The organism is Kitasatospora papulosa (assembly GCF_000717245.1).
GTDB classification, from domain to species: Bacteria; Actinomycetota; Actinomycetes; order Streptomycetales; family Streptomycetaceae; genus Streptomyces; species Streptomyces papulosus.
On sequence record NZ_JNYQ01000011.1, the window covers coordinates 17434 to 43299 of the forward strand.

A 25866-nucleotide genomic window follows, 5' to 3' on the forward strand; every position below is an offset into this window, starting at 1 on the left:
GAGTGAACACGACATCGCTCCCCGCACGGCCGCAGCGCAAGGCGGTACGGTGGGGCGTGAAGGATGCGGCTACGCGGTCCGAGGAGGGAGCCACCGATGATTCTGCTCCGTCGCCTGCTTGGTGACGTGCTGCGTCGGCAGCGCCAGCGCCAAGGCCGTACTCTGCGCGAAGTCTCCTCGTCCGCCCGAGTCTCGCTCGGCTATCTCTCCGAGGTGGAGCGGGGGCAGAAGGAGGCATCCTCCGAACTGCTCTCCGCCATTTGCGACGCGCTGGACGTACGGATGTCCGAGCTCATGCGTGAGGTGAGCGATGAACTGTCGCTGGCAGAGCTGGCCGAGTCGGCAGCGGCCAGTGATGCGGTGCCTGTACCAGTACGTCCGATGCTCAACTCCGTCTCCGTCGCGTCGGTCGCCGGCGTACCGACGGGCCGGGTGACCATCAAGGCGCCCGCGGAAGCGGTGGATGTCGTCGCCGCCTGACCGCACGGTTCGTGGTGTACGAAAGCCCCGGCCGGCCCCTCGTGGGCCGGCCGGGGCTTTCGCGTTGCCAGGTGTGTGGCTGTCGATTCGCGGGGCAGGCGCCTGGTGAGACCGGAGGACAGCTCTCCGGAACAGCCACTCGGATGACCGTTTTGCTCTATATGTGACATTGTGGACGAGTGGTCAGTCGAACAGCTATGTGAACGGAGAAGTGCATGTCTGTCGTGAAGAGCGCCTTGTCCGACGGCGACCGCAAGGTCGTGGGGGATGCGCTGCAAGGAGCGCTGGTCGACCTGGTCGACCTCTCCCTGGTGGCCAAGCAGGTCCACTGGAACGTGGTCGGCCCGCGCTTCCGCTCCGTGCACCTTCAGCTCGACGAGGTCGTCGACACGGCGCGTCAGCACTCGGACACCGTCGCCGAAAGGGCTTCCGCGATCGGCGTCAACCCGGACGGCAGGTCCCGCACGCTCGCGAAGACCACGGCCATCGATTCCGTGCCCGAGGGCTGGATCAAGGACGGCGACGCGGTACGCGTGCTCGTGGACGCCCTCCGCGTGGTCATCGACCGGATGCGGGAACGGATCGAGGCGACCGACGGGCCGGATCCCGTCAGCCAGGACATCCTGATCACGCTCACCGCGGAGCTCGAGAAGCATGCGTGGATGTTCCAGGCCGAGAGCGCCTGAAACCGAAGTCGAGAGGAAGGAATCGCTGTGACGGACAAGAAGGCCATGGACAAGCTCAAGGGCAAGGCCAAGGAAGCCACCGGGAAGGTCACGGGCGACCGCCGCATGGAGGCCGAGGGCAAGACCGATCAGGCCAAGGCCAAGGCGGAGGGTGCTCTCGGTGCCACCGGCGACCGTGCCAAGGGCGTGAAGGACTCCCTCAACGACGACGACAGGTGATACGAAGGCCCACGCCACGCTCGGTGTGCCCCCGCGGATCCCGATCCCGGGGGCACCGGCATGTCCGGGGCCGGGCGGGTCTGCGGATGCGGTGGCCGAGGGTCTGAGGCCGTGGGATGCAGTCGGCGCCGATGCGGGGGAAACTGCGGAGGAGGCCCGGGGCCTCCCTGCCTCGCAGCAGCCCCAGGACAGGAAGAGGGGCGCAAAGCCGTTCAGCTCGCGCCGGTGGCGCACCGATGCGCCCTCCCGGCGGGAGATCGTGCCGTACTAGCGTCGGCCGGAGGAGGCAGCCATGGTGCGGCGATACATACCGGCGCTCGTCCTCGGGGGCGTGTGGTGGTGGGCGGTCCTGAGGCTGCTCCTGGAGCCGGAACACACGGGGCTGGTCGAAGGCGCGGTGGCCGCCGGGGGATGGGGGCTCAGTCTGCTGCCGGTGCATGTGGCGGCCGCGGTGAGGCCGGAGCGGTCCTCCGACGAGTCCGGGGCGGACCGGGCGGACATGTCCACGTAGCTCCTCCGCTCCACCTGGCTCCTCGGCTCCACCTGGCTCATCGACGGCCGTCGGCCTGGTGTCAGGAAGGGCGTGCGCACGGACATCGGCAGGGCACCGACGTCGCGTGCGTGACGGACAAATAGGGGGCCTCAGCCGGTGGGACCGGACTGACAGCGTGGACACCAGTAGGTGGGGCGGTCGTCGCGGACGGTCTTGCGGATCGGGGTGCGACACCGCAGACAGGGGCGTCCGACCCTTCCGTAGACGAAGAGACGTTCCCGGGGGAGTCTGCGTGACATGGCGGGAGTGGCCGCGGTCGTGGTCCGCACGGGGCGATCGCGGTTTGCGTCCAGGAGCTGCTTGGCCGTGCTGACCAGACGGGTGGCGAGGGGCAGGGAGAGCTCGCCGACCGGGAGCCAGGGTGTAGCCCGCGCCATGAAGCAGAGCTCGCACATGTAGACGTTGCCGACACCTGCCAGATTCCGCTGGTCCAGGAGTGCGTCGCCGACGCGGCGGCCCGGGTCGGCCAGCAGATTGCGCAGAGCGGTCTCCGGATCCCAGTCCGGTCCCAGAAGATCGGGGCCCAGATGGCCCACCACCTGCTCCTCGTCCTCCGTACGGAGAAGCTCCAGGACGGGGAGGCGATAACCGACGGCGGTGTGCTCCGCGGTCGCGAGCACGGCGCGGATCTGGTGATCGGGGCCGCCTCGCCAGCGCTCCCCGTGGTCGAACACACGCCAGGCCCCCTCCATGCGCAGATGGCTGTGGAGGGTGAGCCCCCCTTCGAACCGGGTCAGCAGATGCTTGCCGCGCGCTGTGGCGTCCAGCACCGTCCGGCCGGTCAGGTCGGCTGTCGCGAATCGTGGGACCCGTAGGTCGGAGACGGTCAGTACGCCGCCCGCGAGCGCGGAGTCGAGACGCTTGGCGGTCTGGAAGACCGTGTCACCTTCGGGCATGCGTCCATCATGCGCGGTCACGGCGGTCACGGCGGTCACGGCGGTCACGGCCGTCGCGGCGGTCGTGGTGACGCACCGTCCGGGCCGGAGCCGCACTCAGGCGCGCAGCCGCAGACCTCGCGGCGTGGCCAGGAAGCCCGCGGCCTCCAAGGTCTTGCCCAGCGGGGACGTGAGGGAGGAGACGCCGTTGGTGCGTTCCACTGTGACCGTGCCGAGCGTGCCCGCGCGCGCTGCGGAGGCGAGCGCCTGGGCCGCGGCGTGGAGCGCGGGATCGGCCGGATCGGTGGGCCACGCGAGAAGGGACTTTCCGCCACGCTCCATGTAGAGCGTCAGCTCGCCGTCCACCAGGACCACCAGCGCTCCCGCCTTGCGGCCGGGTTTGTGACCCGCGCCGTCCGGCGACTCGGGCCACGGCAGAGCGGCACCGTACGCGTTCGCGGGATCGGCCGCCGCGAGGACCAGGGCGCGGGGGGCCGAGCCGGGGTCGGCCCGGTCGCGGGCGGTGGAGGCCGCCCTGAGACGGTCCACGGCGCCGTCCATCGCGAACTGCGCGGCGCCCAGCCCTTCGACGACGTAGCCACGGCGGGCCTGACCGCTGTCCTCGAAAGCGGCGAGGACGCGGTAGACCGCCGAGAACCCGCCCTCGACGCCCTCCGCCTGCACCGCGCCCCGGGTCACCACGCCGTGGCGGTCGAGGAGTGTCCGGGCCAGGGCATGTGCGCGATGGGTGGGCTCGGCCTCGGCCGAGGGGAGCCGTGACCACCGTCCCGACACGGTCGGCGGGCCGGTGCGGGATGTCGGACGGGCGGCCGCGGTCAGTGAGCCGTAACGGCCGCGCGGGACATTGCGTCTCGCCCGGTGCGCGGTGGATCCGGCCGTGCGACCGGAGCCAAGGAGCGAACGCAGGGGGGCGAGCGTGTCGTTGGTCAGGCGGCCGGACCAGACCAGGTCCCAGAGGGCGTCGGCCAGCTGCGGATCGGTGCAGTCCGGGTGGGTGGTGGCCCGGACCTGGTCGGCGATCTGGCGGAAGAAGAGTCCGTACCCGCCGGAGAGCGCGGTGAGGACCGACTCGTGCAGCGCGGTCTCCTCCAGCGGGTGGGGCGGCGGGAGCAGCAGTGGCGCGCTGTCCGCGAGGTAGACGGAGAGCCAGCCGTCCTTGCCCGGGAGGGCCCCTGCCCCTGCCCAGACGACCTCCCCGGTGGTCGTGAGCTCGTCGAGCATGGCGGGGGTGTATCCCGCGACACGGCTCGGCAGGATCAGTTTCTCCAAGGCGGACGCGGGGACCGGGGCACCCTGCAACTGCTCGATGGCGCGTGCCAGTCCGTCGATCCCGCGCAGGCTGGTGTCGCCGAGATGCTGCCACTGGGGGAGGAAGCCGGCGAGCGCGGCGGGCGGAACCGGCTCCAGCTCCTGGCGCAGCGCCGCGAGGGAACGGCGGCGCAGCCGTCGCAGGACCGTGGCGTCGCACCACTCCTGGCCGATGCCCGCAGGGTGGAACTCTCCCTGGACCACGCGGCCCGACGCGGCGAGTCGTTGGAGTGCCCCGTCGGTGACGGCGACGCCGAGGCCGAAGCGGTTCGCGGCCTGCGTGCTGGTGAACGGGCCGTGTGTACGGGCGTAGCGGGCGAGGAGATCGCCCAGGGGGTCCTTGACCGGCTCGGTGAACGCTTCGGGGACGCCCACCGGAAGCGCTGTGCCGAGTGCGTCGCGCAGCCGGCCGGCGTCCTCGACGGCTGCCCAGTGGGCGGCTCCTCCGATGCGGACCCGGAGGGCGCGACGGGACGTCTCCAGCTCCGTGGCCCAGGCGGCCTCCGCGCCGCGCTCCGCCAGCTCGGCGTCGGTCAGGGGGCCGAGCACGCGCAGCAGGTCGGCGACGCCCTCGACGTCCTTGATCTTCCTGTCGTCGGTCAGCCACTGGAGCTCACGCTCCAGCTCGCCGAGGACGTCGGCGTCGAGCAGCTCGCGCAGCTCCGCCTGGCCGAGCAGCTCCGCCAGGAGATGGGAGTCCAGCGACAGAGCCGCCGCCCTTCTCTCCGCGAGAGGCGAGTCGCCCTCGTACAGGAACTGCGCGACGTACCCGAACAGGAGCGAGCGGGCGAAGGGGGACGGCTCCTGCGTGGTCACCTCGACGAGGCGGACCCGGCGTGCCTCCAGGTCACCCATCAGCTCGGTGAGGCCGGGTACGTCGAAGACGTCCTGGAGGCATTCGCGGACCGCTTCGAGGACGATCGGGAACGAGCCGAACTCGGAGGCCACCTGGAGCAGCTGGGAGGCGCGCTGACGCTGCTGCCACAACGGGGTCCGCTTCCCCGGGCTCCTCCGGGGCAGCAGCAGGGCACGCGCCGCGCACTCGCGGAACCGGGAGGCGAACAGCGCGGATCCGCCGACCTGTTCGGTGACGAGCTGACTGATCTCCCCCTTGTCGAAGACCACATCGGCGGCCGCCACAGGAGGCTGATCGCTGTCGTACCCCGCTGCGGGGAATCCCGGGCCGGTGTCGCCCCGTCCCGCTTCCCCGCCGGCCCCGGCCGCGTCCGCCTGGACCGGGTCGAAGTCGAGGAGGTCGAGGCCCATCAGATCGGCGTCGGGCAGCCGCAGCACGATGCCGTCGTCGGCGTGCATGACCTGGGCGTCCATCCCGTACCGCTCTCCGAGCCGGGCGGACAGGGCGAGTGCCCACGGGGCGTGAACCTGGGCCCCGAAAGGTGAGTGGACCACGATCCGCCAGTCACCCAGCTCGTCCCGGAACCTCTCGACGAGGACGGTCCGGTCGTCCGGGACGTGGCCGCAGGCCCGCCGCTGCTCGTCCAGGTAGGACAGGATGTTGTCCGCGGCCCAGGCGTCGAGTCCGGCCGTGAGCAGCCTCAGCCTGGCGTCCTCGGCGGACAGCCCACCGAGCTCGCGGAGGAACGCGCCCAGTGCGCGGCCCAGCTCCAGGGGCCGGCCCAGTTGGTCGCCCTTCCAGAACGGCAGTCGGCCCGGGACGCCGGGGGCGGGCGAGACGAGGACCCGGTCCCTCGTGATGTCCTCGATCCGCCAGGACGTGGTGCCCAGGGTGAAGACGTCGCCGACCCTGGATTCGTAGACCATCTCCTCGTCGAGCTCGCCGACGCGTCCGCCGCCCTTCTTCGGGTCCGCGCCGGCCAGGAAGACACCGAAGAGCCCTCGGTCGGGGATGGTGCCGCCCGAGGTGACGGCGAGCCTCTGGGCACCGGGGCGGCCCGTGACGGTGCCGGTGACGCGGTCCCACACCACGCGGGGCCGCAACTCCGCGAAGGCGTCGGAAGGGTAGCGCCCGGCGAGCATGTCGAGCACCGCCGTGAACGCGGACTCGGGGAGCGAGGCGAAAGGAGCCGCCCGGCGGGCCAGGGCGAGCAGGTCGTCGGCCTGCCAGCTGTCGAGCGCGACCGTGGCGACGATCTGCTGGGCGAGCACGTCCAGGGGGTTGGACGGGATCCGCAGGGCCTCGATGGAGCCCTCGCGCATCCGCTCGGTGACGACGGCCGCCTGCACGAGGTCGCCCCGGTACTTGGGGAAGACCACGCCGGTGGAGACGGCGCCGACCTGGTGTCCGGCACGCCCGACCCGCTGCAGGCCCGAGGCCACGGACGGCGGCGACTCGACCTGGATCACCAGGTCGACCGCGCCCATGTCGATCCCCAGCTCCAGACTGGAGGTGGCGACCACGGCGGGCAGCCGGCCCGCCTTGAGGTCCTCCTCGACCTGCGAGCGCTGTTCCTTCGACACCGAGCCGTGGTGCGCGCGGGCGAGGACGGGCGGTGCCCCTTTCGCCGCCCCGGACTGCGCCATGATCTCGGCGGGGGAGTGGGCCTCGGGCAGTGACCCGCCGGCCCCCGGCTCCTCCTCGAACGCGGAGCCGGTCGCCCGCTCGTAGGCGATCTCGTTCAGCCGGTTGCACAGACGCTCCGCCAGCCGGCGGGAGTTGGCGAAGACGATGGTGGAGCGGTGGGACTGGACGAGATCGGCGATCCGCTCCTCGACGTGCGGCCAGATCGACGGCTTCTCCGCCTGGCCGCCCTCGTCACCGGTGGCGGGGGAGCCGCCCAGCTCGCCGAGGTCCTCCACCGGTACCACGACGGAGAGGTCGAACTCCTTGGCGGACGGTGGCTGGACGATCTCGACCTTCCGCTGCGGCGACAGGAACCGCGCGACCTCGTCGACCGGGCGGACCGTGGCCGAGAGACCGATACGCCGGGCGGGTCGCGGCAACAACTCGTCCAGGCGCTCCAGCGAGACGGCGAGATGGGCGCCGCGCTTGGTGCCCGCGACGGCGTGCACCTCGTCCACGATGACCGTCTCCACCCCCGCCAGCGCGTCCCGTGCCGAGGAGGTGAGCATCAGGAACAGTGATTCCGGCGTGGTGATCAGGATGTCCGGCGGCTTCGTCGCCATCGAGCGGCGCTCGGCCGGAGGGGTGTCGCCGGAGCGGATGCCCACCCGTACCTCGGGCTCCGGCAGGCCCAGGCGCACCGACTCCTGACGGATCCCGGTCAGCGGCGACCGCAGATTCCGCTCCACGTCGACGGCGAGGGCCTTCATCGGTGACACGTACAGCACGCGGCAGCGCTTCTTCGCCTCGGCGGGGGGCGGGGCCGCCGCCAGCCGGTCCAGGGAGGCCAGGAACGCGGCCAGGGTCTTGCCCGATCCGGTCGGTGCGACGACCAGGACGTCCGAACCCTCGCCGATGGCACGCCAGGCCCCCTCCTGCGCGGCGGTGGGCGCGTCGAAGGCGCCCGCGAACCAGCTGCGGGTCGCGGGCGAGAACGAATCGAGTGCGGAACCGGCCATGCCCCCCATCGTGCACCCCACCACCGACAACGGCCGGTGGACAGGCCCGCCACTCATCTCCGCGGACTCCTCGCACCGCCTGGACCTGCGAGAATACGAACATGGCAGAGGCGGACGCGACACAGGAATGGGCGCGGTACTGGCAGTACGCGGAACTGCCCCACCTCGATCTGCTGCGTGCCAGGTACGTCCGCCACACCTTCCCGCGCCACAGCCACGAGGGCTTTGTCTTCGGCACGATCACGAGAGGCGTGGAGGACGTCGGTCTCCCCGGCGGCACCGTGCATGCCGGCCCCGGCACCGTGGTGATGATCAACCCGGAGGTGCCGCACACCGCCCGCGCCGGAGTGCCCGAGGGATGGGTGTACGCCACCCTGTACCCGTCCGCACAGGTGGTCAACGACATCGCGGCCGACCTGACGAGCCTGCGTGGCACGGTCGGCTTCACGGAGACCGGGGTAAGGGACCCGCTCGCGGCCCGGCTGATCGTGCAGGTCCACCGAGCGGCCGAGGAGGGCAACGCCCTGGCCGCCGACAGTGTCCTGCGCGTCCTGGTCGCCCGGCTGCTCGATCACCACGGGGGCGTGCTGACGGCCAGGGTCTCGCACAGCGCCGGTGCCCGTGACGCCGCCCGTGCGCGGGCCGTGCTGGAGGAGCGGATGGAGCGCCCGCCCACCCTGGAAGCCCTCGCCGCGGAGCTGGGGACCAGCCCGTTCGCGCTGCTGCGCGCCTTCAAGAAGGAGTACGGGATGCCCCCGCACACCTGGCTCACCGACGCCCGGGTGCGCCGAGCGCGGCGCATGCTCGACGCGGGTACCGCACCCGCCGCCGCGGCCGCCGTCGTCGGCTTCACCGACCAGCCCCACCTCAACCGTCACTTCACCCGGATCGTCGGGGTACCTCCGGGCGCCTACCAGCGCGAGCGTGCAAGAACGTACAAGACCGGCGGGGACACCCGCCCGTAGCGTTCCGGGCGTGGCAGAACAGACAGCACCCCCTCAGAGCACCGGCGGCCCCGGTACGCCCGGCACCGGCACCGGGAAGCCGGACGCCGCCGTCGTCCGGGACGCACTCGGCGTGGGCATAGCCGTGGGCCTCTCCGGGTTCGCCTTCGGCGTGACCTCGGCAGGCTCCGGACTCACCCTCCTCCAGACGTGCGCGCTGAGCCTCCTCGTCTTCACCGGCGCCTCCCAGTTCGCCCTCGTGGGCGCCCTCGCAGCGGGCGGCAACCCCTACACCGCCGCGGCCGGGGCCTTCTTCCTGGGCATCCGCAACGCCTTCTACGGGCTCAGGCTGTCGCAGCTCCTCGCCCTGCCACGCGCGCTGCGTCCCTTCGCCGCCCAGTGGGTCATCGACGAGACGACCGCTGTCACCCTGCCCCAGCCCACCCGGCGTGCCGCGCGCATCGGGTTCACCGTCACCGGGCTCACCCTCTACACCCTGTGGAACCTGACCACGCTGGTCGGCGCGCTCGGGGCGGAGGCGCTCGGCGACACCGACGCATGGGGGCTGGACGCCGCGAGCCCCGCCGTCTTCCTCGCCCTGCTCGCCCCGATGCTGAAGAGCACCACGGAGCGAGTCACGGCGGGGCTCGCGGTCCTGCTGGTCCTCGGCCTCCTGCCGATGCTCCCGGCGGGCGTGCCGGTGCTCGTGTCCGCGCTGGCGGCTCCGGTCGTCCTCGTCCTCAAGGGCCGCCGAGGAAGCGGCACGGACAGGACCCTCACCGAAGGTACGACACACACGAAGGACAGCCGATGAACATCTGGATCGCCATCGGGCTGACCGCCGTCGGGTGTTACCTCGCCAAGCTGCTGGGGCTCCTGGTCCCCGCCGGAGTCCTGGAACGCCCGCTGGTGCAACGGCTGGCGGCTCTCCTGCCGGTGGCGTTGCTCGCGGCCCTCACCGCCCAGCAGACCTTCGGCGACGGCCGGCACCTGGCACTGGACGCCAGAGCTACGGGCCTCGCCGCGGCCGCCCTCGCCCTCGTCCTGCGGGCTCCCTTCCTGGTCGTCGTCGGGTCCGCGGTGGTGGTCACCGCCGTCGTGCGCGCCCTGCTGTGAAGGCGGGGCGCGTCAGCGCGGAGCGCGACCGTGGTCCCGGAGGGTCCGCAGAGCTCTGAGGGTCTCGATCGGACGGCCCTCCAGGGCCGTTCCGGGCGCCCACTGCCGCCAGTTGACCGGCCAGCCACCGTCCTCCTGCTGCTCGGACTCCAGGTGGTCCAGGGACCTCTCCATCTCGGCGTCACTGAACCAGCGCCGGGCGAGCGACCCTGGGGCGCGGGCGTAGTCGTAGGGGAAATGGTGTTCCTCCGGAGCGTAACCGGGGGCCACGGGATACTCCGCGCGGCGCCGTGGGTCGAGCACCACCAGCCGCTGGTCCCGCACCAGCCGGCCCAGTCGGTCGGCGGCCGCCTCGGCACGCGCACGGTCGGGGACGCCGTCGAGGAAGGCGACGGCCGCCTCGATCTCGTACGGATGGGAGTGCTCCAGGGCGTCGACGGCGGCCCAGCAGAAGTCGGTGGCCCGGAAGAGCCAGGCATGCCACACCTGATTGCGGTGCAGGAGTCCGACCACCGGTCCGGTCGCGAGGAGTTCGGCGGGCGGGTCGTCGACGACGGGGATGAAGGGGGCGGCGGGGTAGCCGCGCTGGGAGGGGAGCAGCGCGGGCAGCGCGCCCTCCTTGGTCGACACGTCGGTCAGATAGCGGCAGATCCGTTCCACGCGCAGACCGCCGCAGCGGCCGATCGAGTCCAGGACGCTCAGCGCGTGAGCGGTGTGCAGCGGCTGGCTCACAGGTCCGCGGAGGTCGGGTTCGAGCGCGTGACCGTAGCCGCCGTCCTCGTTCAGGTAGGCGGCCAGCGCGGTCTCGACGACGTCCGCGCCGCCTCCCAGGAAGAGATGGGCGAACCGCCGCTGCTCGAGGACGCGTGCGGTGAGCCAGACGAACTGCTCGGCTCGGGCGAGGGAATGTGCTCCGGTTCCAGCCATGGACCGACCGTAGAGGGGAAAGTGCCGTCGGCAGGGGCTCCCGGCCGGGCTGCACTCGCAGGAGCGGGATACTGGGGGCATGCGGTTGACGATTTTCTGGGAACGGATGGCGGATCACTTCGGCGAGACGTACGCCGACTCCTTCGCACGTGATCACGTCATGGCGGAGCTCGGCGGGCGTACGGTGCACGAGGCCCTCGCCGCAGGCTGGGAGGCCAAGGACGTCTGGCGCGGGGTCTGCACGGCGGTCGGCGTGCCCCCCGACAAGCGCTGAGCGGCCGGGGCACCGCACACCGGTACGAAAGCCACATGTGGTCGCTCCGGCCGGGCACGCCCTCGGCGAGGGCGTTCCGGGCCGGGCGGCCGGCTGTCACCGCGGTGAGCGAGACTTGTCCCGTGGCATCGACAGACGAGACCGCCCAGACCCAGCCGCCCGCCTCGCCGCCCGTCCCGCCGGCCGCTTCCCCCGCCTCGCCGCCCGGCACAGGCCCCGTCCGCATGCCCGGCTGGCTGCCGCGCGCGATGATCCTCGCCCTGACGCTCTACGGGTGCTTCCAACTGGGCAGCTGGGCTTTTCACCAGCTCATCGGGCTGCTGACCAACATCCTCATCGCCTTCTTCCTCGCGCTGGCCATGGAGCCGGCCGTCAGCCGCATGGCAGGGCGCGGGATACGCAGGGGCCTCGCCACCTTCCTGGTCTTCATCGCCGTGCTGGTCGCCGCCATCGGTTTCGTCGTCCTGCTCGGCTCGATGCTGGCCGGACAGATCGTCGACATGGTCGAGGAGTTCCCCAAGTACCTCGACTCGGTGATCAACTGGGTCAACCAGACCTTCCACACGGAGCTCTCCCGGGTCGAGGTGCAGGACAGCCTGCTGCACTCCGACTGGCTCCAGAGATATGTGCAGAACAGCGCGACCGGCGTGCTCGACGTCTCCACCACCGTGCTGGGCGGGCTGTTCCGTCTGCTGATGATCTTCCTGTTCTCCTTCTACTTCGCCGCCGACGGCCCGCGGCTGCGGCGCGCGCTGTGCTCCGTACTGCCGCCGTCCCGGCAGGCCGAGGTCCTGCGTGCCTGGGAGATCGCGGTCGACAAGACCGGCGGCTACATCTACTCGCGCGGGCTGATGGCGCTGATCTCCGGCGTGGCGCACTACGTCCTGCTGGTGGTTCTCGACGTGCCCTACGCGCCCGCGCTCGCCGTGTGGGTCGGCCTCGTCTCGCAGTTCATCCCCACGATCGGCACGTATCTGGCCGGCGCGCTCCCCATGCTGATCGCCTTCACCGTCGACCCCTGGTACGCACTGTGGGTGCTCGGTTTCGTCGTGGTCTACCAGCAGTTCGAGAACTACGCGCTGCAGCCGAAGCTCACGTCCAAGACGGTCGACATCCACCCCGCGGTCGCCTTCGGCTCGGTGGTCGCGGGCACCGCGCTGATGGGTGCCGTCGGTGCGCTGATCGCCATCCCCGCCGTCGCGACGCTCCAGGCGTTCCTGGGCGCCTACGTGAAGCGGTACGACGTCACGGACGACCCGAGGGTGCAGGGCGGCCACCGCTGGCGCCGTGGCGAGCCGGTGCTGTCCAGGATCCGGCGCGCGGTACGCGGCCACCGGTCGGAGGGCGACTCGCGGTAGCGGGGCAGCGGGTCCGGGCGTACCTCGCGGCAGCGGGGGCAGGGGCCTGTCCACGGAGTCACCCTGGCTTCCCGGTACGCATTTCATGAGATATGTCCGTACATCGCGTGAAACTAGAATGAGTTCTGGCGCGATTCGTCGGCTTCCCCGCTTCGTGGACGCCGGCCGCCGTGAGCGGGGCTCCCGGTCCACGCAGGCCCGGCGTGGTGCGCTTGACACTAAAATCGAACATCCATTCTCATGGAATTCCGGCCGGGTTTGCCGGGCCCGACCGCGGAGTTGTCCACAGGCCGGGAGGACGTCGAGGCCCATTGTCAGTGGCAGGGGTTAGCGTCTGTGACGTGAAGCGATCGACTCAAGCAAATCGGGTGGAACCCATGGCAGGAACCGACCGCGAGAAGGCGCTGGACGCCGCACTCGCACAGATTGAACGCCAATTCGGCAAGGGCGCGGTCATGCGTCTCGGCGAGCGGCCGAACGAGCCGATCGAGGTGATCCCCACGGGATCCACCGCGCTCGACGTCGCTCTCGGCGTCGGCGGTCTGCCGCGCGGACGTGTGGTGGAGGTGTACGGCCCGGAGTCCTCCGGCAAGACGACGCTGACCCTGCACGCCGTGGCGAACGCGCAGCGGCTGGGCGGCTCGGTGGCGTTCATCGACGCGGAGCACGCGCTGGACCCGGAGTACGCGAAGAAGCTGGGCGTCGACATCGACAGCCTCATCCTGTCGCAGCCGGACAACGGCGAGCAGGCTCTGGAGATCGTGGACATGCTGGTCCGCTCCGGTGCGCTGGACCTGATCGTCATCGACTCCGTGGCGGCCCTGGTGCCCCGTGCGGAGATCGAGGGCGAGATGGGCGACTCGCACGTGGGTCTGCAGGCCCGTCTGATGAGCCAGGCGCTCCGTAAGATCACCAGCGCGCTCAACCAGTCCAAGACCACCGCGATCTTCATCAACCAGCTGCGCGAGAAGATCGGTGTGATGTTCGGCTCCCCGGAGACCACGACCGGTGGCCGGGCGCTGAAGTTCTACGCCTCGGTGCGTCTCGACATCCGTCGCATCGAGACGCTGAAGGACGGCACCGACGCCGTGGGCAACCGCACCCGCGTCAAGGTCGTCAAGAACAAGGTCGCGCCCCCGTTCAAGCAGGCCGAGTTCGACATCCTCTACGGCCAGGGCATCAGCCGTGAGGGCGGTCTGATCGACATGGGCGTGGAGCACGGCTTCGTCCGCAAGGCCGGCGCCTGGTACACGTACGAAGGCGACCAGCTCGGCCAGGGCAAGGAGAACGCCCGCAACTTCCTCAAGGACAACCCCGACCTCGCCAACGAGATCGAGAAGAAGATCCTGGAGAAGCTCGGCGTCGGCGTCCGCCCCGAGGACCCGACGGCGGAGCCCGCAGCCGATGCCGCGGTCACCGCCGGTGCTCCGGCCGATGCCGCTGCCAAGTCGGTGCCGGCGCCCGCGACCAAGGCCAAGACCGCCAAGACCGCAGCGGCCAAGAGCTAGTCCGTGACGCGTCGCACGGAGTGGCCGGGCACCGACGCCGGTGCGGTACCCGGCCCCGAGTACGCCGCAGAACCGTCCGGGGAGTTCCCGGAGCCCGGCCGGGGGGCCGGGTTCGGCGAGGGGGCGGGCCGTCGTTCCCGCTCCCGCTCCAGAGACAGCGGTTCCCCCTCCTCGTCGAGGGCCGAGAAGGGGGAACCGCGAGACCCGGTCGAGCAGGCTCGCAACATCTGTCTCCGGCTGCTGACCGGGACCCCGCGGACCCGTAAGCAGCTGGCCGATGCCTTGCGTAAGAAGGAGATCCCCGACGAGGCCGCGGAGGAGGTGCTCTCACGCTTCGAGGACGTGGGACTGATCGACGACGCCGCCTTCGCGGACGCCTGGGTCGAGTCCCGGCATCACGGCAGGGGACTGGCCCGCCGCGCCCTCGTACGGGAACTGCGCACCAAAGGGGTCGACCCGACGGTGATCGACGAGGCGGTGGGGCAACTCGATCCCGAGCAGGAGGAGGAGACCGCACGGGAGCTCGTGGCACGAAAGCTCCGCTCCACCCGGGGGCTGGACCGTGACAAGCGGCTGCGCCGACTCGCGGGCATGCTCGCGCGCAAGGGGTACGGCGAGGGGATGGCCCTGCGTGTGGTGCGTCAGGCGATCGAGGCGGAGGGGGAGGACACGGAAGGGCTGGACGAGCCCTTCTGACACGTGACCGAGGGGAAGCGGGGGGACGGCGGGGGCGGCAGGCGACGGGGCCCCGCTCTCGGGCTCGAGGAGAAGGGGCCGGGGCTGGCCGTGCGCACCGGGACGGGGACGTGAGACGGGTGCACGGGGCACGGTGAAGAGGGCTGCGGCGGTGGCGGAGGGGGCCACCGACGGCAGGCTGCGCAGCGGTGCCGGGTGGGTGCCTAAGGCACCGGTGGATCCGATCCCGCCGGTCTCCTGATCTCCCCGCTCCCGATCGGTCTCCTGGCCGAGCCTGTTCGGCCAGGAGCTCAGTGACCTGCCAGGGAGGCCCGGCGGATGGTGGCGTCGATCAGGGCCAGCGCGTCCTCGACGGTGCGGCCGGGGTGGCGGTTCCAGGGGCCGATCAGGCCGGTCCAGCCCTGGGCGCGCAGCTCGGTGATGAGCCAGGCGCCTGCCCGGTCGACGGTGTCGAGCGACCCGTAGCCGAGGCGGTGAGCGGTCAGCATGGCTCCGCAGACACAGCGCGCTCCCCGGGCGTTGCGCAGGCGGTAGGGAGTGTTCTGCCAGCCCCACTCGGTGAGGATGCGCCGCGCGTAGCCGAGGTGTGTCGACGGGCGTACGTCGGGTTGTCCGATGCGGCGCCAGGCATGCAGACGCTCGGGCAGCACGGCGCCCAGGCGTCCGGGGAGCGGGCGCTCGTGGGGCTGCCCTGTCGGCAGGGCACGCAGGGAGTCCTCGACGAGCCGGTCGACGGGCACGGACAGCAGCTTCCGCCAGTCGTCCGCGTGCACGTGCGGTGCGATGGGCCGTGCCTCACCGGGGGGTGCGGCCGGCGGGGGAGAGGGTTTGTGGGCAGTGCGCTCCCAGCCGGTGACGATGCGCTGCCAGGCCTCCGTGTCATGGAGACGGGAGGACTGCGCGTCAAGCTGTTCCGGGGTGAGCTGTGAAGTTTCCATCGACGCGGCATCTCCGTACATTCCGGACCTCGGGTATGAGGCGAATGTCCGTCGAGCGCGGCGATTGCTCCACCGGAGTGGAGCGTTCGGGTTGGGTGGAGAGCCGTTCGGTCCTCCGTTCGGCCGTGTCCACGGGCGGTCGTGCGGTCGTGCGGGAGAAGCCGGTCAGGGCAGAGACGGGCCGAAGGGACCGTAGAGACCGAGGAGGCTGCGTAGGGGATGCAGCGCTGGTGACAGTTCGTGTCATGCGGCGCGGAATCGGCCGCTGCCCCGGCTACCGCCGCGGGCTGCCGGTAGCCGGGGGAAAGGCACTACGTGGTGCGCCCCGGTGGACATGGCCATGGGTGTGCAGGAACCGGGCCATGCGGGCACGAGGCCGACGGCGCGGCACCCGCCCGGCCTCGCGCCGCCGGTCAGAGGGAGACAGGAAGGCCTGCCGCGCGCCACGCCTGGAAGCCGCCCGTCAGGTCCGTGGCCCTGTGCAGCCCCAGTTGGTGCAGGGAGGCGACCGCGAGACTCGACGCGTATCCCTCGTTGCAGATCACCACGACCCGCAGGTCGTGGCTCGTGGCCTGTGGGGCTCGGTGGCTGCCCTGAGGGTCGAGCCGCCATTCCAGCTCGTTGCGTTCGACGACCAGAGCGCCGGGGATCAGCCCGTCCCTCTCGCGCAGCTCCGCGTAGCGGATGTCGACCAGCAGCGCCCCCTCGGCCGCTGCGGTCGCGGCCTCCTCGGGGCCGACCCGCTCATAGGCGGCCCGCACCTGTTCGAGGAGTTCGTCGATGCCCACCGGGCCTTGCCGTGTCTTGCTGCGTTCGCTCACTGCCAGTCCTCCGGGCGCTCCGTCTGCTCCAGCCGCAGCACCGCGCCCGAGCGGCTGTAGCGGCGGATCTGAGGCAGGGGCGGATAGTAGGCGTGCACCGAAACGGCGTGTTCGTGTCCGGACTCGTTGAGCACCTCGTGGACGTGGTGCCGGCCGAAGGCCCTGCCCTGGCCGGTGGCCAGAAGCCGGGTCCGGTCCACGCCCTCGCTCAGTTCGAGGGTCTTCCAGCCGTCGGTGGGCAGCCGCGCGGCGAGCGAGTGTTCCCTGAGGGTGCCCGCAGCGATGGTGAAGGCTCCTGTGGACTCGGCATGGTCGTGCCAGCCGGTGCCGGTGCCGGGCGGCCAGCTGATCAGCCACGCCTCGCTGCCGCCGGGACCGTCGAGTCTGAGCCAGGTCCGCCCCTCGGGGTCGAGAGGGAGTGAGGCGACGAGCGCGGCGTCCTCAGCGGTGCGGCGCACGAAGTCGAGCAGCTCCGCGACGGTCGGTCCCGGGGCGCCCGTGCCGCGGTCGGCCGGTACGACGTCCGTGCCGGCGGTGCGCCGGGCAGTCGCGTCCGCGTCGACGACCGGCGCTGAGACGACGAGCGCTGAGTCGGCCGGCGCTGAGTCGGCGGGCGGTGAGTCGATCACCGGCGCGGTCACCGGCTCGGAAACGGACGTGGACGTGGGGAGGGAAGGAGAGGATGCAGACACAGTGGCCGTCCTGAGAAGTTCGCGTGGGAGCACAGCCGCGCGCGAGAACAGCGCGGCGTGCCGGGAAGGCGATTCAGCAGGACGGGCGACACACGCAGCCCGCGTAGCGGACGAGGTCCATATGGACCCTCCGCCACAGGCGCACATCGGTGTCGGTCATGGAACGGAGTACACCATGTGCGCCTGCGACGGTCAATTGACGTCCGCAGTCCGGTCGGAGCTCTCACGGGAGCCGGTCCGACCGCCCGGCACCGTGTCCGGTCCGCCTCCGCGGGCGGCGTCGGCAGCCGCGTACAGCTCGGCCGGCCGCACCCCGCTGAAGGCCGCGACGAGGTGCCCGTCCGGCCTGACGAGCAGCACCGTGTGGGCCGTCGCGCCGGGGTAGTTCTCGGTCACCAGCAGCTCGGCCTTCACCGGGAGGGCGCCCACCGCGTCGACGAGCCGGGGCATGACTCCCGCCGTCAGCCAGTGACGTCTGTCCCACACCCCCGTACCCGGTGCGACCAGGACGACCAGCAGATGTCCCACGCCGAGGCGGTCACGCAGCCGCACGGCCTTTCCGTCGGGGGCGGTTACCCGCACATCGGCGACGGGCGCCCCCGGGGCGGTCCCCACCGGTGTGTGCCCGTCGGCGCGTTGAGGTGAAAGGGGGGAGTGCGTGTACGAAGGGGGCGCGCCCAGGGGCCCGCATCCCAGGTGGCCGTCGGCCAGCAGTGTGTCGTGTCCGCGTGAGGCGCCGGGGACGAGGGTCCTGAGGCCCGCACCGCCGCGCAGTATCGGCAGCGACTGGTCTGCTGCGCGCAGCCGGGAGGCGACGGCGGCCCTGCGTTCGGCCTGGTAACTGTCGAGGAGGAGTTCGGAGGCGTCCTGGTGCCAGGCATGGGCCAGCTTCCAGGCCAGGTTCTCGGCGTCCCGCAGCCCCTCGTCGAGTCCCTGGGTGCCGAGCGCGCCCAGCAGATGTGCCGCGTCCCCGGCGAGAAACGCCCGCTTGGAACGCCATCGCCTGGCCAGCCGGTGGTGCAGCGTGTACACGCCCGTGTCCAGCAGTTCGTAGGCCGGTGTCTCGCCGCACCAGCCCTGCAGGGTGTCGCGGATCCTGGTGATCAGGGCGTCGGGGGTGACGAGTTCACCACGTGGCGGAAGGAGCCAGTCCAGCCGCCAGACCCCGCGGGGCAGCGGGCGGGCGGTGACCTCCGTACCGCCCGAGCGCCAGGGCGGGGAGCGGTGCAGGACGGCTTCGCCCGGCCAGGGAAGTTCGGCGCGGAGGGCGGCGACCGCATGCCGTTCGACCGCCGTGCGCCCGGGAAACCTGATCTCCAGGAGCTTGCGCACGGTGGACCGTGCGCCGTCGCAGCCGACCACGTAACTCCCGCGCCACCAGGTCGATCCGGGCTCGCGGGTGTGGACCGTGACACCGTGTGCGTCCTGCTCCAGTGTGTCGATCCGGCTGAAGGGCACCATCTCGACCAGATCGTGCGCGGCCACCGCCGCCCGCAGGCTTCCGGTGAGCGTGTGCTGGGGCAGGTGGACGGGCGAGGGCAGCGGAACCGTGCCCTCGTCGTCGCCCAGGGGCACGGCCCGCACCAGTTGCTTCCGCCGTACCGAGCGCCATCCCGACCACCGCAGTCCCTCATGGTGGAGCGACGTGCAGCCGAGGCGTTCGACCAGGTCAGCAGTGTCCTCACGCAGCACGACGGTGCGTGCCGGACGTGGTTCGTCCTTGCCGGGGCCCTCGTCGAGCAGGACGGAGGGGACGCCCTGGGCCGCCAGGGCGAGCGACAGCGCCAGCCCGACCGGGCCCGCGCCGACGACGATCACCGGGTCCACGGTGTGATCCCTCCGGTGCTGGTCGTCGGGGTCGAGGAGGAGAGGGGGGTGGCGGCCGGAATCGTTCGAGGCGGGATCACAGAACGTATGCAACCCACTGGCGGTGCGCGCGTCAAGTGACCCCGGAACGTGGCGAGGGGCGCGGCGTGAGCGCCGCGCCCCTGGAGCATGTCACTGCGGACAGCCTGTCAGATCTTGTCCGTACCGCCGGTCTTGACCGGAGGCGCGTCAGTGATCTCGAGACCACCTGCGGGTGCGGCACCGACCACCGCGCCCGTGCTCTTCTTACCGCGCCGCAGCCGGCCTTCGAGCCAGCTCGCGAACGACGTCAGAGCGAAGTTCAGCGCCATGTAGATCAGCGCGATGATCGTGAAGCACGCGATGGTGTTCGCACCGTAGTTCGCGCTCATCGGACGGACCGACGCCAGCAGTTCGGGGAAGGTGAGCACCGCACCGCCGAGGGCGGTGTCCTTCACGATGACGACGATCTGGCTGACGATCGCGGGCAGCATCGCGGTGACCGACTGCGGCAGCAGCACGTACCGCATCGTCTGGCCCTTGCGCATGCCGATCGCCTTGGCGGCGTCGGTCTGCCCGCGCGGGAGGGAGAGGATCCCGGCCCGCACGATCTCGGCGAGAACCGAGGCGTTGTACAGCACCAGGCCGGTGACGACGGCGTACAGCAGCCGGTCCTCGGTGGCGAGGGTCGTGAACTCCGCGTAGGCGGCGTTCGCGGTGATCATCAGGATCAGGACCGGGATGGCGCGGAAGAACTCCACGACGACGCCCGAGGGCATCCGCATCCACCGGTGGTCGGAGAGACGGCCGATCCCGAAGAGAGCACCGAGCGGCAGGGCGATCAGCAGGGCGAAGAACGCGGCCTTCAGGGTGTTCTGCAGCCCGGGCCAGATATAGGTCTCCCACGGCTGGGGGCTCGTGAAGAACGGCTCCCACTTGACCCAGTCGAGCTGCTGCTTCTCGGCGAGGCTGCTGAACACCCACCACGCCGCGGCCACGAGGACTGCCACGAAGACGACGGTGTACAGAATGTTGCGCTGTTTGGCGCGGGGGCCCTGCGCGTCGAAGAGGACGGACGTCGTCATCGCTTCACCGCCACCTTCTTGCTCACCCAGCCGAGGAGGAGCCCGGTCGGGAGGGTGAGGCAGATGAACCCGAACGCGAAGACTGCGGAAATGAGGATCAGTTGAGCCTCTGCTTCGATCATGTCCTTCATCAGGTACGCCGCTTCGACCACACCGATCGCCGCGGCGACCGTGGTGTTCTTGGTCAGCGCGATCAGCACGTTGGCCAGCGGATTGACGACCGCGCGGAAGGCCTGCGGGAGGATGATCAGCCGAAGCACCTGGGTGAAGCTCAGGCCGAGTGCCCGTGCGGCCTCGGCCTGGCCCGCCGGCACCGTGTTGATGCCCGAGCGCAGTGCCTCGCAGACGAAGGCGGCGGTGTAGAGGGAGAGGCCGAGCACCGCGAGCCGGAAGTTGATGACCTCGAAGTCACCCCCGCCGCCCAGTTGGACCTGCAAGGTCTGGAACAGGCCCAGCGATGCGAAGACGATGATGACGGTCAGCGGGATGTTGCGGATGACGTTCACATAAGCGGTTCCGAAACCGCGCATCAGGGGGACCGGGCCGACCCGCATACCGGCCAGCAGCGTTCCCCATATGAGGGAACCGAGGGCGGAGTAGACGGTGAGTTTCACCGTCACCCAGAAGGCCCCCAGTAGGTCGTAACCTTCAAGAAAGTCGAACACGATCTCCCGTGCTTCCACGTGTGGGGAGGGCTCGGTGCGCCGCCTCGGCGGCGGCGCACCTCGTCAGCCCGGCTTCGGACCGCTCTGGGACGGAAGAGCTACTTGACGACGTTGCCGATCTTCGGCGCGGGCTCGTTCTTGTAGTTGGCCGGACCGAAGTTGGCCTCGACCGCCTTGTCCCAGGAGCCGTCCGAGACCATCTTGGTCAGCGCGGCGTCGATCTTCTTCTTGAGGTCGGCGTCGCCCTTCTTCAGGCCGATGCCGTAGTTCTCGTTGGTCATCTTGAAGCCGGCGAGCTTGAACTTGCCCTTGTGGGCGTCCTGCGCCGCGTATCCGGCGAGGATGGAGTCGTCCGTGGTCAAGGCGTCGACAGCCTTGTTCTCCAGGCCGGTGAGGCACTCGGAGTAGCCACCGTAGTTCTGCAGCTGGGCCTTCGGCGCCAGCTTGTCCTTGACGTTCTTCGCCGAGGTCGAACCGGTCACGGAACAGAGGTTCTTGGAGTTGAGGTCCTCCGGCGACTTGATGGAGTTGTCGTCGGCGCGGACGAGGACGTCCTGGTGCGCGAGGAGGTACGGGCCCGCGAAGTCGACCTTCTGCAGGCGCTCGTCGTTGATGGAGTACGTGGCGGCGATGAACTTCACGTCGCCGCGCTCGATCGCGGTCTCTCGGTCGGCGCTCTTCGTCTCGACGAACTCGATGTTCTTCGCGTCGTAGCCGAGTTCCTTGGCGACGTACGTGGCGATGTCGACGTCGAAGCCGGCGAACTTGCCGTCCGGGGTCTTCAGGCCGAGGCCGGGCTGGTCGATCTTGATGCCGATGGTGATCTTCCCACCGCCGTCGGAGCCCGCTGCGTCGTCCTTGTCCTCGGAGCCACAGGCGGTGGCGGTGAGGGCGAGGGCGAGCACGGCGGCGGACGCGGCGGTGACCTTGCGAAGCTGCATGATGGGATTCCTCGGGTTGGCGCGATGTGGGTGTTCAGCCGGCACTGGACCAGCCGTGCGGGATCAGTGGTGAAGGATCTTCGACAGGAAGTCCTTGGCCCGGTCGCTCCGCGGGTTGCTGAAGAACTGGTCCGGCGTGGCCTCTTCGACGATCTTTCCGTCGGCCATGAACACGACCCGGTTGGCTGCCGAGCGGGCGAAGCCCATCTCGTGGGTGACGACGACCATGGTCATCCCCTCCCGGGCCAGCTGCTGCATGACCTCCAGGACCTCGTTGATCATCTCCGGGTCGAGCGCCGACGTGGGCTCGTCGAAGAGCATGACCTTGGGGTCCATGGCCAGCGCGCGGGCGATGGCGACGCGCTGCTGCTGGCCGCCGGAGAGCTGCGCGGGGTACTTGTCCGCCTGTACGCCGACCCCCACGCGGTCGAGCAGCGCCCGGGCCTTCTCCTCGGCGAGCTTCTTGTCCGTCCTGCGGACCTTGATCTGGCCCAGCATCACGTTCTCGAGCACCGTCTTGTGCGCGAAGAGATTGAACGACTGGAAGACCATGCCGACATCGGCACGCAGCCTGGCGAGCTCCTTGCCCTCCTGGGGCAGCGGCTTGCCGTCGATCGAGATCGCGCCCGAGTCGATCGTCTCCAAGCGGTTGATCGTGCGGCACAGCGTGGACTTCCCGGACCCAGAGGGTCCGATGACTACGACGACCTCGCCACTGGCGATGGTCAGATCGATGTCCTGGAGCACATGCAGCGCGCCGAAGTGCTTGTTGACGTTGCTCAGTACGACAAGGTCGGCCCCCGCAGGCGCGGCATCCTCGGCGGCCTTGGTCACTGAAACTCCGCTCATCGGCTTCTTGCTCCGTCCTCCTCGGTTAGGGAAGGACCCTAGTGACGGAGTGCGACGATCGTCATTACATCTGAGCGGAAATTGAGCATAACGATCAGGCCTCGGCCGGACACTCCATGTGAACGGAACACCACGGGGCGCTCGGCGGCGTACCGGGTGGGTAACGGAAACCCCGTGGTAACGGGGATGGTCTTGACTGGCACACCTGTCATCGGCGTGGATGCCCTATGACGGGGCGGTGTGAACCGGCGCCGTACGCGAAGATTCCCCTGGTGGAACATCCGCCGGCCATCACGGCCCGGCGGAACGTCCGCAGGCAGTCACGGACAGTTCCGACCGTCCTGGAAGACAAGAACGGAGAGGGGGGCCATGAGGCTGCTGCTCGTCGAGGACGACGACCACGTCGCGGCGGCCCTGTCCGCCGTTCTGGCGCGGCACGGCTTTCAGGTCGTGCACGCCCGCAGCGGTGAGGAGGCGCTGAAGGCGCTGCTGCCCGCGGACAAGGAGCCCTTCGGCGTCGTGCTCCTGGACCTCGGGCTGCCCGACCAGGACGGCTACGAGGTGTGCGGGAAGATCCGCAAGCGGTCCGCGATCCCGGTGATCATGGTGACCGCGCGTTCCGACGTACGCTCCCGGATCCACGGTCTCAACCTCGGTGCCGACGACTACGTCGTGAAGCCGTACGACACCGGTGAACTCCTCGCCCGCATCCACGCCGTCGCCCGGCGCCGGACAGCCGGAGAGGACACCGGCCCGACGCCGCTCGCGGCCCTGCGGATCGGGCAGGTCCACATCGAGCTGCCCACGCGCAGGGTCAGCGTCGACGGCCAGGAGGTCCAGCTCACCCGCAAGGAGTTCGACCTGCTCGCGCTGCTGGCCCAGCGCCCCGGTGTGGTCTTCCGCCGGGAGCAGATCATCAGCGAGGTGTGGCGTACCAGCTGGGAGGGGACGGGACGCACCCTGGAGGTGCACGTCGCCTCGCTGCGCTCCAAACTGCGGCTTCCCGCACTGGTCGAGACCGTACGAGGCGTCGGCTACCGGCTCGTCCCGCCGTCGGGCTGAGGACGTCACGCCCTGTGCGCACCCGCCTGCTTCCCCTGCTCATCGTCCTCATGGCCGCCGTGCTGCTCGCCCTGGGGTTCCCGCTCGCCGTCCGGGTGGCCGCCGCCGAACAGCAGCGCGTCGTCATCGACCGCATCGACGACACGGCCCGCTTCGCCGCACTCGCCCAGTTCGTCAGCGAGCCGGTCGAAGGCTCGGACGAGCGGCGGCGGATCCTGCAGACCGAACTCGAGGCCTACGACTCGGTGTACGGGATCAGGGCCGGCGTCTTCTACCGGGACGACAGGGCCCTCGCCAAGGCGCCGGACGGCTGGATCCTGCCGGACGAGGGGGAGGGACGGGACGCCTTCCGCGAAGCCCTGCTCGGCCGGCGGTCCCACGACCCCGGGCAGGTCTGGCCCTGGCAGAACGGCCGGCTCGCCGTCGCCTCACCGGTGGTCCGGGACGGTGACGTCGTCGCCGTGGTGGTGACCGACTCGCCCACCGGCGAGATGCGCTCCCGCACCATGCGCGGCTGGCTCCTCATCGCCCTGGGCGAGGCCGCAGCCATGCTCGTCGCCCTCGGCGCCGCCTTCCGGCTCACCGGCTGGGTGCTGCTGCCGGTCCGCACGCTGGACGCGGCCACCCATGACATCGCCAGCGGCAGGATGCGCTCCCGGGTCGTCGTGTCCGAAGGCCCACCGGAACTCAGGCGTCTGGCCAAGTCGTTCAACGAGATGGCCGACAACGTCGAGGACGTGCTGGAGCAGCAGCGTGCCTTCGTCGCCGACGCCTCCCACCAACTGCGCAACCCGCTGGCCGCCTTGTTGCTGCGGATCGAGCTCCTGGCGCTCGAACTCCCCGAGGGCAACGAGGAGATCGCGTCGGTGCGGACGGAGGGCAAGCGCCTGGCGAACGTCCTGGACGATCTGCTGGACCTCGCGCTGGCCGAGCACGCGGAGGCCGACCTCCGGCTCACCGACATCGGCGCCCTCACCGGTGAACGCGTCGCGGCCTGGCGTCCCCTCGCCGAGGAGAAGGGCGTCGGCCTCACGCTCGACGGAGCCCCCGCGGTCACCGGATGGGCCGACCCCATCGCGCTCTCCAGCGCGCTCGACGCCGTCATCGACAACGCGCTGAAGTTCACGCCCGAGGGCGAGGAGGTCCGGGTCACGACGGGCATCGACGGCACCGGTGCGACGGTCGTCGTCGCCGACCGGGGCCCCGGGCTCACCGAGCAGGAGCTGGAGCGCGTGGGCGACCGGTTCTGGCGCAGCGGACGGCATCAGAACATCAAGGGTTCCGGTCTCGGACTCTCCATCTCGCGCGCCCTGCTCACGGCGGGCGGCGGAACGATCCGCTACGGCACGCACGAGCCGCACGGCCTGCTGGTGACGGTCACCGTGCCACGTGAGGCCCCACACGCCTGAGCCGCCTCGTACGCCCCGCGTCGCGTCCTGCCGCGCCGCTTTCACGGCCCGCCCGCCCGATGCCGCGCGGACGGTGTCAGGGCTTGGACGAGCGGTAGTAGCGCCTGGCCCCTTCGTGCAGCTCCAGCGGATCGGTGTAGATCGCCGTGCGCAGGTCCACGAGCTGCGCGGCGTGCACCTCCCGCCCGATCCGGTCCCGGCTGTCGATCACGGTGCGGGTGAAGGCCTCCGTCATCCGCGGATCGGTGCGGTCCGTGGTGATCAGCAGGTTGGCGACTGCCACCGTCTGGACGGCCTCACCCCGCTGCGCGTGGTCGTAGGCGTCGGCCGGTATGACCGCGGACCTGTAGTGCCGGGTGGACCCGCCGGCCGCCTGGAGCCTGCTGATCAGGGGCGACTCCAAGGGCACCAGCCTGATGTCGAGCCTCTGCGAGAGCTCCTCCACCGCACCGGTCGGCAGCCCGCCGGACCAGAAGAACGCGTCGAGCTCCCCGTCGACCAGCCGCTGCGGCATCGTGTCGATCCCGGCCTCGACCGGTGTGATGTCCTGCGAGGGATCGACTCCCGCCGCGGTCATGAGCCGGTCCGCGACGAGCAGCACGCCCGAGCCCTTCTGCCCGACGCCGACCCGCTTGCCCCGCAGGTCCGAGACCTGGCGGATGTCCGAGCCCCTGGGGACGACGAGCTGGACGTAGTCGTCGTACAGCCGCACGCACCCGCGCAGCCGTTCGCCGCCCGGCTTGCCGCTCTGCAGATAGGTGGCCACCGCGTCGACGGTGGCGATGGTGAAGTCGGCCTTGCCCGTGGCGACCCGTTCGATGTTCTGCTGCGAGCCCTCACTGTTCTGCAGCCGTATCGACACCTTGGGCATGTCCTTGGCCAGCGCACCCTCGAGCCGCTGTCCGTAGCGCTGGTAGACCCCGCTGCGTACGCCGGTGGAGAAGGTGAGGGAACCGGTCGGCTGCTCGTCACCGAGCGGCAGCACCCACCACAGCAGCAGTCCGAGCACGACCACGGCGGCGGCGCCCCCCTGAAGGGTGCGGCGCCGGCCGAATCTGGACAGTGCGTGCAGCATGGCGCGATCCTGCCAGGC

Annotated in this window: 26 protein-coding genes; 13 read left to right on the forward strand and 13 right to left on the reverse strand. The window is 70.7% G+C overall.

The window, feature by feature from the left end; translation table 11 throughout:
• The first annotated feature begins 96 nt into the window (after nucleotides 1–96).
• The 4 genes from IA22_RS0124770 to IA22_RS0124790 all read left to right on the forward strand — a co-directional run bounded on the left by IA22_RS0124770 (nucleotide 97) and on the right by IA22_RS0124790 (nucleotide 1896).
• On the forward strand, nucleotides 97–480 hold the full coding sequence (locus IA22_RS0124770) for a helix-turn-helix domain-containing protein (RefSeq protein ID WP_014153702.1): 384 nt from the start codon (nucleotides 97–99) through the stop codon (nucleotides 478–480).
• A gap of 215 nt (nucleotides 481–695) precedes the next feature.
• The gene (locus IA22_RS0124775; protein WP_014153701.1) at nucleotides 696–1166 is read left to right on the forward strand and encodes a Dps family protein; all 471 of its coding nucleotides are present in this window, start codon (nucleotides 696–698) and stop codon (nucleotides 1164–1166) included.
• Nucleotides 1167–1211: 45 nt separating this feature from the next.
• On the forward strand, nucleotides 1212–1385 hold the full coding sequence (locus tag IA22_RS0124780; RefSeq protein WP_186819320.1) for a CsbD family protein: 174 nt from the start codon (nucleotides 1212–1214) through the stop codon (nucleotides 1383–1385).
• A 292-nt stretch (nucleotides 1386–1677) separates the two neighbouring features.
• The gene (locus tag IA22_RS0124790) at nucleotides 1678–1896 is read left to right on the forward strand and encodes a hypothetical protein (protein WP_015578998.1); all 219 of its coding nucleotides are present in this window, start codon (nucleotides 1678–1680) and stop codon (nucleotides 1894–1896) included.
• Between the two features lie 131 nt (nucleotides 1897–2027).
• Here IA22_RS0124790 and IA22_RS0124795 read toward each other — a convergent pair whose 3' ends face one another.
• Both IA22_RS0124795 and IA22_RS0124800 read right to left on the reverse strand, forming a co-directional pair.
• The gene (locus IA22_RS0124795; RefSeq protein ID WP_014153698.1) at nucleotides 2028–2834 is read right to left on the reverse strand and encodes an Fpg/Nei family DNA glycosylase; all 807 of its coding nucleotides are present in this window, start codon (nucleotides 2832–2834) and stop codon (nucleotides 2028–2030) included.
• A gap of 96 nt (nucleotides 2835–2930) precedes the next feature.
• Nucleotides 2931–7643: an Lhr family ATP-dependent helicase gene (locus IA22_RS0124800; RefSeq protein ID WP_030124875.1), complete on the reverse strand. Its 4713-nt coding sequence runs from the start codon at nucleotides 7641–7643 to the stop codon at nucleotides 2931–2933.
• Between the two features lie 101 nt (nucleotides 7644–7744).
• On the opposite strand from IA22_RS0124800, the gene IA22_RS0124805 reads away from it, so the two are divergent.
• From IA22_RS0124805 to IA22_RS0124815, 3 genes are read left to right on the forward strand one after another with little or no spacing between them, the layout of a single operon-like run.
• Nucleotides 7745–8608 carry an AraC family transcriptional regulator gene (locus tag IA22_RS0124805; RefSeq protein WP_014153696.1) on the forward strand — a complete coding sequence of 288 codons (864 nt, stop codon included), beginning with the start codon at nucleotides 7745–7747 and terminating at the stop codon, nucleotides 8606–8608.
• Nucleotides 8609–8618: 10 nt separating this feature from the next.
• Nucleotides 8619–9401, forward strand: coding sequence for an AzlC family ABC transporter permease (locus IA22_RS0124810; RefSeq protein WP_030124876.1), 783 nt, complete (start codon nucleotides 8619–8621; stop codon nucleotides 9399–9401).
• A complete protein-coding gene (locus IA22_RS0124815) occupies nucleotides 9398–9703 on the forward strand; it encodes an AzlD domain-containing protein (RefSeq protein WP_030124877.1) in 306 nt (101 codons plus the stop codon). Before IA22_RS0124810 ends, IA22_RS0124815 begins: the two co-directional genes overlap by 4 nt.
• Before the next feature lie 12 nt (nucleotides 9704–9715).
• On the opposite strand, the gene IA22_RS0124820 is transcribed toward IA22_RS0124815, so the two are convergent.
• Nucleotides 9716–10630: a hypothetical protein gene (locus tag IA22_RS0124820; protein ID WP_015579003.1), complete on the reverse strand. Its 915-nt coding sequence runs from the start codon at nucleotides 10628–10630 to the stop codon at nucleotides 9716–9718.
• 79 nt (nucleotides 10631–10709) lie between these two features.
• On the opposite strand from IA22_RS0124820, the gene IA22_RS0124825 reads away from it, so the two are divergent.
• The 4 genes from IA22_RS0124825 to recX all read left to right on the forward strand — a co-directional run bounded on the left by IA22_RS0124825 (nucleotide 10710) and on the right by recX (nucleotide 14466).
• Entirely contained in the window at nucleotides 10710–10904 is a 195-nt protein-coding gene (locus IA22_RS0124825; RefSeq protein WP_014153692.1) for a DUF3046 domain-containing protein, read from the forward strand.
• A gap of 224 nt (nucleotides 10905–11128) precedes the next feature.
• Nucleotides 11129–12262, forward strand: coding sequence for an AI-2E family transporter (locus IA22_RS0124830; protein WP_030124878.1), 1134 nt, complete (start codon nucleotides 11129–11131; stop codon nucleotides 12260–12262).
• 377 nt (nucleotides 12263–12639) lie between these two features.
• Nucleotides 12640–13770 carry a recombinase RecA gene (gene recA, locus IA22_RS0124835; protein WP_015579006.1) on the forward strand — a complete coding sequence of 377 codons (1131 nt, stop codon included), beginning with the start codon at nucleotides 12640–12642 and terminating at the stop codon, nucleotides 13768–13770.
• A gap of 3 nt (nucleotides 13771–13773) precedes the next feature.
• Entirely contained in the window at nucleotides 13774–14466 is a 693-nt protein-coding gene (recX, locus tag IA22_RS0124840; RefSeq protein ID WP_014153689.1) for a recombination regulator RecX, read from the forward strand.
• Nucleotides 14467–14756: 290 nt separating this feature from the next.
• Here the strand turns inward: recX and IA22_RS0124845 are convergent, their stop codons facing one another.
• The 9 genes from IA22_RS0124845 to IA22_RS0124880 form a co-directional block, all read right to left on the reverse strand.
• Nucleotides 14757–15404 carry a DUF6197 family protein gene (locus IA22_RS0124845; RefSeq protein ID WP_030124879.1) on the reverse strand — a complete coding sequence of 216 codons (648 nt, stop codon included), beginning with the start codon at nucleotides 15402–15404 and terminating at the stop codon, nucleotides 14757–14759.
• A gap of 413 nt (nucleotides 15405–15817) precedes the next feature.
• On the reverse strand, nucleotides 15818–16225 hold the full coding sequence (locus tag IA22_RS0124850; RefSeq protein ID WP_030124880.1) for a rhodanese-like domain-containing protein: 408 nt from the start codon (nucleotides 16223–16225) through the stop codon (nucleotides 15818–15820).
• Nucleotides 16222–16917 (reverse strand): cupin domain-containing protein, encoded by a 696-nt coding sequence (locus tag IA22_RS0124855; protein WP_030124881.1) that lies wholly within the window; start codon nucleotides 16915–16917, stop codon nucleotides 16222–16224. Before IA22_RS0124855 ends, IA22_RS0124850 begins: the two co-directional genes overlap by 4 nt.
• Nucleotides 16918–16990: 73 nt before the next feature.
• Nucleotides 16991–17077, reverse strand: coding sequence for a putative leader peptide (locus IA22_RS38310; protein WP_311605579.1), 87 nt, complete (start codon nucleotides 17075–17077; stop codon nucleotides 16991–16993).
• Nucleotides 17078–17109: 32 nt separating this feature from the next.
• Nucleotides 17110–18744, reverse strand: coding sequence for an FAD-dependent monooxygenase (locus tag IA22_RS0124860; protein ID WP_030124882.1), 1635 nt, complete (start codon nucleotides 18742–18744; stop codon nucleotides 17110–17112).
• Between the two features lie 188 nt (nucleotides 18745–18932).
• Nucleotides 18933–19847 carry an amino acid ABC transporter permease gene (locus IA22_RS0124865; RefSeq protein ID WP_014153684.1) on the reverse strand — a complete coding sequence of 305 codons (915 nt, stop codon included), beginning with the start codon at nucleotides 19845–19847 and terminating at the stop codon, nucleotides 18933–18935.
• A complete protein-coding gene (locus IA22_RS0124870; protein ID WP_030124883.1) occupies nucleotides 19844–20512 on the reverse strand; it encodes an amino acid ABC transporter permease in 669 nt (222 codons plus the stop codon). The genes IA22_RS0124865 and IA22_RS0124870 overlap by 4 nt, the downstream gene beginning before the upstream one ends.
• Nucleotides 20513–20610: 98 nt before the next feature.
• Nucleotides 20611–21453 (reverse strand): glutamate ABC transporter substrate-binding protein, encoded by an 843-nt coding sequence (locus IA22_RS0124875; RefSeq protein WP_014153682.1) that lies wholly within the window; start codon nucleotides 21451–21453, stop codon nucleotides 20611–20613.
• 63 nt (nucleotides 21454–21516) lie between these two features.
• Nucleotides 21517–22302, reverse strand: coding sequence for an amino acid ABC transporter ATP-binding protein (locus tag IA22_RS0124880; protein WP_030124884.1), 786 nt, complete (start codon nucleotides 22300–22302; stop codon nucleotides 21517–21519).
• Between the two features lie 369 nt (nucleotides 22303–22671).
• Here IA22_RS0124880 and IA22_RS0124885 point away from each other — a divergent pair, with 369 nt between their 5' ends.
• Nucleotides 22672–23364 carry a response regulator transcription factor gene (locus tag IA22_RS0124885; RefSeq protein ID WP_014153680.1) on the forward strand — a complete coding sequence of 231 codons (693 nt, stop codon included), beginning with the start codon at nucleotides 22672–22674 and terminating at the stop codon, nucleotides 23362–23364.
• A 14-nt stretch (nucleotides 23365–23378) separates the two neighbouring features.
• Entirely contained in the window at nucleotides 23379–24773 is a 1395-nt protein-coding gene (locus IA22_RS0124890) for a sensor histidine kinase (RefSeq protein ID WP_014153679.1), read from the forward strand.
• 76 nt (nucleotides 24774–24849) lie between these two features.
• Here the strand turns inward: IA22_RS0124890 and IA22_RS0124895 are convergent, their stop codons facing one another.
• Complete coding sequence (locus IA22_RS0124895) at nucleotides 24850–25848, reverse strand: TAXI family TRAP transporter solute-binding subunit (protein ID WP_015579013.1); 999 nt, start codon at nucleotides 25846–25848, stop codon at nucleotides 24850–24852.
• Nucleotides 25849–25866: the final 18 nt, after the last annotated feature.

Bases quoted from the DNA above. Each gene is read 5' to 3' on its own strand.
- IA22_RS0124770 (WP_014153702.1), top strand. From the start codon at position 97: ATGATTCTGCTCCGTCGCCTGCTTGGTGACGTGCTGCGTCGGCAGCGC.
- IA22_RS0124775 (WP_014153701.1), top strand. From the start codon at position 696: ATGTCTGTCGTGAAGAGCGCCTTGTCCGACGGCGACCGCAAGGTCGTG.
- IA22_RS0124780 (WP_186819320.1), top strand. From the start codon at position 1,212: ATGGACAAGCTCAAGGGCAAGGCCAAGGAAGCCACCGGGAAGGTCACG.
- IA22_RS0124790 (WP_015578998.1), top strand. From the start codon at position 1,678: ATGGTGCGGCGATACATACCGGCGCTCGTCCTCGGGGGCGTGTGGTGG.
- IA22_RS0124795 (WP_014153698.1), bottom strand. From the start codon at position 2,834: ATGCCCGAAGGTGACACGGTCTTCCAGACCGCCAAGCGTCTCGACTCC.
- IA22_RS0124800 (WP_030124875.1), bottom strand. From the start codon at position 7,643: ATGGCCGGTTCCGCACTCGATTCGTTCTCGCCCGCGACCCGCAGCTGG.
- IA22_RS0124805 (WP_014153696.1), top strand. From the start codon at position 7,745: ATGGCAGAGGCGGACGCGACACAGGAATGGGCGCGGTACTGGCAGTAC.
- IA22_RS0124815 (WP_030124877.1), top strand. From the start codon at position 9,398: ATGAACATCTGGATCGCCATCGGGCTGACCGCCGTCGGGTGTTACCTC.
- IA22_RS0124820 (WP_015579003.1), bottom strand. From the start codon at position 10,630: ATGGCTGGAACCGGAGCACATTCCCTCGCCCGAGCCGAGCAGTTCGTC.
- IA22_RS0124825 (WP_014153692.1), top strand. From the start codon at position 10,710: ATGCGGTTGACGATTTTCTGGGAACGGATGGCGGATCACTTCGGCGAG.
- IA22_RS0124830 (WP_030124878.1), top strand. From the start codon at position 11,129: ATGCCCGGCTGGCTGCCGCGCGCGATGATCCTCGCCCTGACGCTCTAC.
- recA (WP_015579006.1), top strand. From the start codon at position 12,640: ATGGCAGGAACCGACCGCGAGAAGGCGCTGGACGCCGCACTCGCACAG.
- IA22_RS0124845 (WP_030124879.1), bottom strand. From the start codon at position 15,404: ATGGAAACTTCACAGCTCACCCCGGAACAGCTTGACGCGCAGTCCTCC.
- IA22_RS38310 (WP_311605579.1), bottom strand. From the start codon at position 17,077: ATGACCGACACCGATGTGCGCCTGTGGCGGAGGGTCCATATGGACCTC.
- IA22_RS0124865 (WP_014153684.1), bottom strand. From the start codon at position 19,847: ATGACGACGTCCGTCCTCTTCGACGCGCAGGGCCCCCGCGCCAAACAG.
- IA22_RS0124875 (WP_014153682.1), bottom strand. From the start codon at position 21,453: ATGCAGCTTCGCAAGGTCACCGCCGCGTCCGCCGCCGTGCTCGCCCTC.
- IA22_RS0124880 (WP_030124884.1), bottom strand. From the start codon at position 22,302: ATGAGCGGAGTTTCAGTGACCAAGGCCGCCGAGGATGCCGCGCCTGCG.
- IA22_RS0124885 (WP_014153680.1), top strand. From the start codon at position 22,672: ATGAGGCTGCTGCTCGTCGAGGACGACGACCACGTCGCGGCGGCCCTG.
- IA22_RS0124895 (WP_015579013.1), bottom strand. From the start codon at position 25,848: ATGCTGCACGCACTGTCCAGATTCGGCCGGCGCCGCACCCTTCAGGGG.